Annotated in this window: 6 protein-coding genes; 3 read left to right on the top strand and 3 right to left on the bottom strand. The window is 27.2% G+C overall.

The window, feature by feature from the left end; all coding sequences use genetic code 11:
* The first annotated feature begins 329 nt into the window (after window positions 1–329).
* Window positions 330–1,802: an MFS transporter gene (locus KA828_RS11960; RefSeq protein ID WP_031886471.1), complete on the top strand. Its 1,473-nt coding sequence runs from the start codon at window positions 330–332 to the stop codon at window positions 1,800–1,802.
* Window positions 1,803–2,299: 497 nt separating this feature from the next.
* On the opposite strand, the gene KA828_RS11965 is transcribed toward KA828_RS11960, so the two are convergent.
* Window positions 2,300–3,061 (bottom strand): DUF536 domain-containing protein, encoded by a 762-nt coding sequence (locus tag KA828_RS11965; protein ID WP_210126285.1) that lies wholly within the window; start codon window positions 3,059–3,061, stop codon window positions 2,300–2,302.
* A gap of 440 nt (window positions 3,062–3,501) precedes the next feature.
* On the opposite strand from KA828_RS11965, the gene KA828_RS11970 reads away from it, so the two are divergent.
* Window positions 3,502–4,437 carry a replication initiator protein A gene (locus tag KA828_RS11970; protein WP_210126286.1) on the top strand — a complete coding sequence of 312 codons (936 nt, stop codon included), beginning with the start codon at window positions 3,502–3,504 and terminating at the stop codon, window positions 4,435–4,437.
* Window positions 4,438–4,660: 223 nt separating this feature from the next.
* Here the strand turns inward: KA828_RS11970 and KA828_RS11975 are convergent, their stop codons facing one another.
* Window positions 4,661–4,900, bottom strand: coding sequence for a DUF3847 domain-containing protein (locus KA828_RS11975; protein WP_042742804.1), 240 nt, complete (start codon window positions 4,898–4,900; stop codon window positions 4,661–4,663).
* A gap of 4 nt (window positions 4,901–4,904) precedes the next feature.
* The gene (locus tag KA828_RS11980; protein ID WP_210126287.1) at window positions 4,905–5,186 is read right to left on the bottom strand and encodes a hypothetical protein; all 282 of its coding nucleotides are present in this window, start codon (window positions 5,184–5,186) and stop codon (window positions 4,905–4,907) included.
* A 203-nt stretch (window positions 5,187–5,389) separates the two neighbouring features.
* Here KA828_RS11980 and KA828_RS11985 point away from each other — a divergent pair, with 203 nt between their 5' ends.
* On the top strand, window positions 5,390–7,312 hold the full coding sequence (locus KA828_RS11985; protein WP_042742806.1) for a MobA/MobL family protein: 1,923 nt from the start codon (window positions 5,390–5,392) through the stop codon (window positions 7,310–7,312).
* Window positions 7,313–7,648: the final 336 nt, after the last annotated feature.

Below are 7,648 nucleotides of genomic sequence, written 5' to 3' on the forward strand. Positions count from 1 at the left end.
TTTTTACTTTGCAACAGAACCGAACAAAACATAATTGACGAGATTAAACGCCTTGCACTCAAGAATAAAAGAAATAGTATTGCTACAATTCATAGAAAAATCGCTAATTATTGTATAGAGAATAATTTTGATAACATTTTGAAATGACTAGAAATCTTGTAATGTCTGAATATGTCAAAACTATCTTAAAAAATAGTACATTCTAATTATGCTCTTACATGAAATTTGAAGTAAATTCAAAAATTGTTTTTTCATTAGGGCGTTAAAGAAATATAAATTTAAAATAAGGCGTGGTATAATCTTATGAAGAAAGGGAGTATAGAAGTAGTATGTTAGTAACAAAAAAGGCAAAAATCATTGAATTATTTATTATAAGTGTATTAACAATTATAGGTATAGGATCACAATTTTTTTCCAATTTAGCTTATAGCTTGAACCAAGGAATTTTACAAACTTCATTTGGTATAGGATCAAAACAATTAATTATTCCATCTATCATAGGGAACTTCATGTTTGCTTTAGGAGTACCTTTCGGACACATATTTGCACATAAGTTCGGAACAAAAAAAATAGCACTATTTTTTTTGTTTTCCTTTTTTATAGGTTCAATTATAGGTATCCTTTCATTTGATATTTTTTCACTATCTTTGGCAAAAATTATACAAGGTTTTAGTACTGGAATATTATTTTTTACTCTTCTACCTAAATTATTTCTAAGCTTTCCGAAAAGATTTAAGAATGTTTTTTTATTAATTGTAATAATTGGATTATTTGGTGCTAATGCACTTGGAGGAGTTTCAGGCAGCCTATCTTTAGAATTGGATAAGTGGAAATGGATTTTTATAATCAACATAATTTCGAGTTTATTATGCTTTATTTTAGGTGTTTTCTTTATAGAAGATGATAAAGGAACTGTTTCAAGATTTGATAAGTTTAATTATTTACCTATGTTGTTTTTAATATTTTCAACTATCTTTTTAACTTTACCTATGATAATGATTACTCAAAAAAGTAGACTGGATTTCAATATGATTGTTTTTTTATTAATAAGTTTCCTATTTTTCGTTAATTTTGTTTATACAAATTCAAAATCTGAGGATCCAATTATCTTTTTATCCTCTCTATTTCACAAAAAACCAATGATTGGATCTTTTATGGCCATATCTTCTCATCTAACTTTATTGACAGGCATAGCTGGTATAAATGTTTTTTTGATGAAAGCTTTAAAATTACCTTTTGATATTACAATGAAATTTTATTTTTTCTTTCTTTTAGGGGTTATAATAACAGGTTTTATAAAAATGTTTTTTTATAGCTCATTAGGTGCAGGGATTTTAGGTACTCTAGGTTCAATATCAATTTTGTACTTGACAATACATTGGCTTACAATCAATAGCAATATAAACATACACTTATTGTATGTCCAAGGAATACTTCTTGGATTTGGTACAAGTATGACTTTACTAAGCGGCGCCATGGCTACACTATTAGATGGAGATTTAAAATATGCTTCTAATAGATCTATAACAATGCATACGATTAGAAATTATTTGTCTGCCATACTTGTGCCATTAATCACTTATCTTTTGAGTACTAGTATACAAGAGTCAATTCAATCTCTATATAGTAATTATACATTTACTGTTTTTAATAAATTAGTTTGGATAAAAAAAATGCAAGATATTGTTATTCAATCAGACAGGCATATCTTTGTTTTGATGTTTATATTTAACTTAGTTATGCTAATCTCATCAATTATTCAAATAATACTAGGTAAAGGAAGAAGAATAACTCCAAAATAATAAAGTGAAAAATTTTCGATTACTAAATTATATAAACAATTATTCTTAATTTCATAGCTATATAAATGAAATTTCGTCCTATTACTTGACTAGAATGCTACAATAGCAGTAATTAATTTTGATAAGCCTCCTTGAATTACAGTTACACCAAAAACTAAAAGGTCCCTTCTGATTTAGGTTTAAACATTCGCTTCAACAATGTTTAAACCTATAATGCTAAAATAGATATCGCCTGCAGTTTCATTTGCTTTTAAACACACTGAACCGTATAGTTGTTACATTTTCTAATTCAAATTCTCCTTTGATATCTCTATATTTAAATATGGGTGCATCTTCGTTTTCAATCACTATTTTCCCATTAATTATTATTTTGGAAATTCCACTTGTTTGATATATTTAAACGTCTGTTGTTTACATAATCGATGATTATCAGAAGTTTGATTCACATTAAAAAGGCACAACAAGTTCATGAACTTGTTGTGTCTTTTTAATTGCAATTAGTTACCAAATAAACGACTCCAAAATCTCTTTTTAGGTGGTTCTGCCTCCCTATTATCACTGGAATCACTCTTCGTTTTTTCAACAAACTTATCCTCTTTTGTTAATTCATCTGTACTGTCATGCTTGTTCTCTTCAATTATATTTTTATGATTTACTTCAGTTGGTTGACATTCTTTTTGTTGTTGGTTGATATTTTGATATTCTTCAGTAAAAGTTGCTTCTTGTGGATTAATATTCTGTCTATTATTCATCGTTGTATCAAAAGAATAATTAAGCTGTCTTTCTTCTTCTAATTGGCTTTCTAGTTTTTGAATTTTTTTATTGTTTTCTAAAGATAATATTTGTTGATTCTCCAACAGTTTATTTAATGTATTAACATTGCTATTTTGTTGATCTAATTGTTTAGTTAGATTCTCAATATATTTTTCATCATTTTTAGCTCTAGTTTCAAAGATTTCTATTTGCTTTTCTAATTCATTTACTTTTGTTTTTAATGTCTCAGAACTATTTGAATTATTATGTATATACTTTTCAACTTTTGCAGTATTTTCATTAAATAATTCTTTTTTTACTGATTCTTTATTATGGGTTGTTCTCTCTTTCTTAGTGATTTTTTCTATAATTTTTAAATAATCATTATCTTTAATATAATTAATTCCACTTTCTTTTTCAAAAGATATATTTAATCTTTTAGCATTATTAACAATAGTTTGTTTAGTTACACCTAATTCATCAGCAATCATTTTAATAGTTTTCATAATATTCACCCTTAGGTACCTAATTTAGTACCTAAATTTTACCACCTAACAAAATTCTTTTCATCATTTAGTACTAAATTTACTATCTATTAACTACCTAAATGCCTAATTATCCACCCATAAAATGTTTTTGCTACTTAATTAGGTACTAAAATATCGAATTATACGTTTGGTAGTTTTAGGTGTACTTTTAATTACATTTAAAACTCTTTATATACGCAATTGAAAGTGTTAATATTACTTTATAAATATTAAAAGAGTCGATGCTATTGGCGTAGCATCGACTCTCGGTAATAAAACGATTCGCACTCGTTTGTTTATATATTTTTTTGATACTTGTATTATATATATCTAATCATCTAAGTGCAAGCACAAAACATATAACTTACGTAAAAATTGTTTTATTACCTCAATCCCAAAATGGAAATGAGGTTTTTATTATGCCCAATTTTGAAAAATATAATTTATCACAAGTAAAAACTGAAAGATTTTATCAACTGCCTAAATATTTATTTGAAGATGCATATTTTAAGAAAATGTCTGCAGAAGCCAAAATTATGTATGCGTTATTAAAAGATCGTTTTGAATTATCCCTCCAAAATGAATGGGTAGATAAAAATAATAATATTTACTTTATTTTCAGTAATAAACATTTGTGTGAATACTTAGGTTATGCAGAACAAAAAATTATAAAATTGAAAAAAGAGTTAATAAAATTTAATTTACTAACTCAAGAACGTGTTGGCCTTAATAAACCAAATAGATTATACCTATTAAAACCTAATTATGATGTTGAAACCAGTCATATCAAGGAACTTCCAAATTCACAGTTCCAGAACAATGAATTTGGAAGTTCTAGAACTGTGAATTTAAGTGGTCAAGAACTTCCAAATTCACAGTCTAATGATACTGATTATAATGACACTGATTATATTAAGACTAATAGTAATGATACGCATGATATGAATGATAAGAAATTAACATATTCTAGTAATCATACAAATCATTCAAATCACTATTATTCAAAATTTAATGATGAAGCTTTAAAATTTCAATTACTAGAAGAACTACCACAAAGTATTCAAACTTATTTAAGTAACTTTTCTGTAACTGAAATTAAACTTATTAAATCTGTGTTATTAAAAGCCAAAACATCCTTCAACAATTCTATTGATGCATATTATTTATTAGAAGATATGGAATTTGAAATTGTTAGTGTTCTTAAGCGTTTTAAAGCTACATTAATTCAAAAAAATGAAACCGTTGAAGCAATGCAAGGGTACTTAATGAAATCTCTTAAATCTGAATTTGCAGAAGTACATACGCTTAATAAACGACGTGACAATTTACCCATTACTTCTTTATTTAATCAATAATACAACTTAATAAGTCAACAATGATCCAATTAGAGAATATCTTTAATTAGATGTTCTCTTAATTGTAGGCGAACTTTATTTTCAATGAAATCTAATTAATTAAGTAAGTAGGACTAAAATCGAAAAGTTTTAGTCCCATTTTTATAAACAATTATTATTCATTGTTACTACTATCAACAATTTTTTCTTTTTAGTGAAACCAAGTATTTGTAAGCATGATATATTACTTCTTTTTAAATTTATTTGGTTTATTTATATTAATGTAGTTGGCATACATCTTTAATAATTCTTCTGTTTCATCTGGACTTAAATGTTCACATTCAAAATATTTTTCAAGCATTGCACCTTTTCGAATAAGTCTATGCGCTCTTTCTTTTCTATCTAAATTTTTTAATCTATTTTTTCTTAATTCAGCTTTTTCAATTGCAGCATTTGTTTTTTTGAGATTTTTAAAATCATTCATCGTATCACTTACTATTCTGGTTAGTTTTGTTTTCTGTTAAATTTTCGTTGTTCCCGTCGCTGCTATTTTGTTCGATACTTTTATTAAATTCTTCAATGACTTTATCCATGATTGTATACAATTCATCACTAGAGTTGATTATATTTAAATCAAGTTCGTTTAAAAAATAACCACCAATTTTATTGGATAGTTGCTCTTCTTGTTTTTTCTTTTGATTTTTCAGTTGTTCAATTTGTTGTTCTAATTGACTTAATTTCGTAATATCTGTTTGTTTGATTTTAGACATTAAAAAACTCCCTTAGTTTATCTATATAAAGCATACCATAATTCATTGGGTAAATCGCTCATTCATGGTATAATATAACCAGTTCTTAAGACACTGCCCATTTACATGCAAATTGAAAATTGGCATAAAAATGGGCAACCATACTGGTTGATCATTATAGTTCCCACAGGGGTAAAAAAATAGAAAAGAGAGGAGGTAAAATCATGAATAAAGGTTACTTTATGTTGAGAGTGACTAACATTAATCGAGCAACAAAAAATATCATTGCGTCAGCGTCTTATCGTTCTGATGAAGCATTATATAGTGAACGTACAGATGAAAAAATTAAGTTTAGAAATCATACTGTTAAGCCTGAAAGCATGATTTTAACTCCTCAACATGCACCCGAATGGACTAAAGATAGACAACGTTTATGGAATGAAGTCGATAAAGTTGAAAAGAATAATGCGAAAACGAAAAATCCTAGATTAGCAAAAGAAGTTTTATTAAGTTTGCCTAATGATTTTGATAGAGAAGTACAAACAGAATTAACAAAAGATTTTATAAAAAGTGAGTTTGTAGACAAAGGAATGGTGGCTGACATTTCAATTCATAGAGATGATATGAACAATCCACACGCTCATGTATTACTGACTCAAAGACCTTTTAATTCAGACGGTACTTGGGGAAAAAAGACAAAAACGAGAACTCGATATGATGAAAATGGTCATGCGATTTTAAATAAAAATGGTAATAAAGTAAGAAAGCAAGAACGTTTTGCCGACTTTGATTTCAAAGAAATTCGTAAGCATTGGGAATTAAAATTAAATCAATATTCAGAACGTGAACAAAGTTTAAGACGATATGATAGTCGTTCTTTTGAAGATCAAGGTTTAGACAAAATTGCCGAAATTCCACTGACAAGAGGAGAATATCGACTAGAAAAAAATGAACAAAGACGCTGTGAAAAAGAGGGTATTGAGTATCAACCCATTACTTATTACGGACAGAAAAATGAACAGATTAGACAATACAATCTTGGCGAATTATCAGAAGTATATAACGATAAAGAGAAAGAACAAGCACAAAATGCAATTAGCTTACTTGTTCAAAACGCTAATGATCAAGTAAGCAAAAATGAACAAAGTTATTCTATTTTATTTGATAGATATCAACGTGATGTTGGCTATATAGAGGCGAAAGAAACACTAAAAAATACGTTTGATAGTGCGTCTACCTTTGGTCGTAAAATTCAAAATGACTTACTTAAAAATGAAATTAAGAGACGTCAATTGAAATTCTATGCTGACAATTATGATACTAATTATCAATTTAGAAGAGATATTGAAACTAAAGGATATAGTCAACAAGAATTTATTAATACTGTTAAATCTAACTATAAAGAATTACTCAATGAAAAGAATAAATTAGAAAGTAGAGAAGAAAAACGTAAAGAAATTTATCAATCAGCTAAAGATGTTTATTTAACTGAAAGTGAGAAAAATAATATAATTGTTCAGCAAATGTACCCTAAATCTCATCATCATTTTAGCCATGATGAGAAAGCATTTATTGTTGATGAGGCACAAAAAGGTAACTTTATAAAAGCCACTCATGTTCAATACCTATTCAAACAAAATAATAATATTCCTAATGATGTATTGTTAGAAGATACCTATAAAAAAGCGAGTAAGGATATTTTCTTTAGTCAAAGACATCTTAAAAATTTAGAAAAAGATAGCTTTGAATATAACGTTGAGTTGCAATTTATTAAGGAAAAAGAAAAAGAAATCGATAGTTATAAAGAACATATTGATGATGATTTAAGAATAGATATAGGAGATAAGAACTTTGAAAAAGTAAAAAACCAAACACCTAATGAGAAAGTTCAATTACTCATTAAACTTGAGAAATATAATCATGTCGATCAAGAAGAAGTTATTGAAAAACATATTCATCAAGTGGATAGAAATGATGACGATAACCATTTTGAACATGAATATGAACAATTGAATCGCATTAATTTACCAACGATAAATGCTAGTGACTTTCTTATGTACTATGCGAACGAAACTGAAAAGCAAAACAATATTAATCATCAGAAAAAGAAGAAGACACAAAAGAGAAATAATCAAATGAGAAGATAATAGAAGGTTAGATTTAAACAAAGTTTATTTTTTAGTAATAAGAAACCAAACCCAATAGGGTATCTTGGCTTTGATTTAATTATAACATTTGAAATTCATGATGATATATGAAATTTTAATTTAGTAATTGATTGCAGATGAATATCGAGATGGCGTGAGCTATTAAGCCGACCATTCGACAAGTTTTGGGATTGTTAAGGGTTCCGAGGCTCAACGTCAATAAAGCAATTGGAATAAAGTTAAGTTTCAAGGTAATATAGAAACTGAAATATTAAGGTTTAAAAAATTTTTTATTTGGATTAGGAAGTGAAAATTTTGGTTCTGTTGCAAAGTTGA

This window comes from Staphylococcus sp. GDY8P85P, assembly GCF_017892405.1.
GTDB lineage: Bacteria > Bacillota > Bacilli > Staphylococcales > Staphylococcaceae > Staphylococcus > Staphylococcus borealis.

What these genes read in the sequence shown, in the direction of transcription:
- KA828_RS11960 (WP_031886471.1), top strand. Translation starts at nt 330, where the DNA reads ATGTTAGTAACAAAAAAGGCAAAAATCATTGAATTATTTATTATAAGT.
- KA828_RS11965 (WP_210126285.1), bottom strand. Translation starts at nt 3,061, where the DNA reads ATGAAAACTATTAAAATGATTGCTGATGAATTAGGTGTAACTAAACAA.
- KA828_RS11970 (WP_210126286.1), top strand. Translation starts at nt 3,502, where the DNA reads ATGCCCAATTTTGAAAAATATAATTTATCACAAGTAAAAACTGAAAGA.
- KA828_RS11975 (WP_042742804.1), bottom strand. Translation starts at nt 4,900, where the DNA reads ATGAATGATTTTAAAAATCTCAAAAAAACAAATGCTGCAATTGAAAAA.
- KA828_RS11980 (WP_210126287.1), bottom strand. Translation starts at nt 5,186, where the DNA reads ATGTCTAAAATCAAACAAACAGATATTACGAAATTAAGTCAATTAGAA.
- KA828_RS11985 (WP_042742806.1), top strand. Translation starts at nt 5,390, where the DNA reads ATGAATAAAGGTTACTTTATGTTGAGAGTGACTAACATTAATCGAGCA.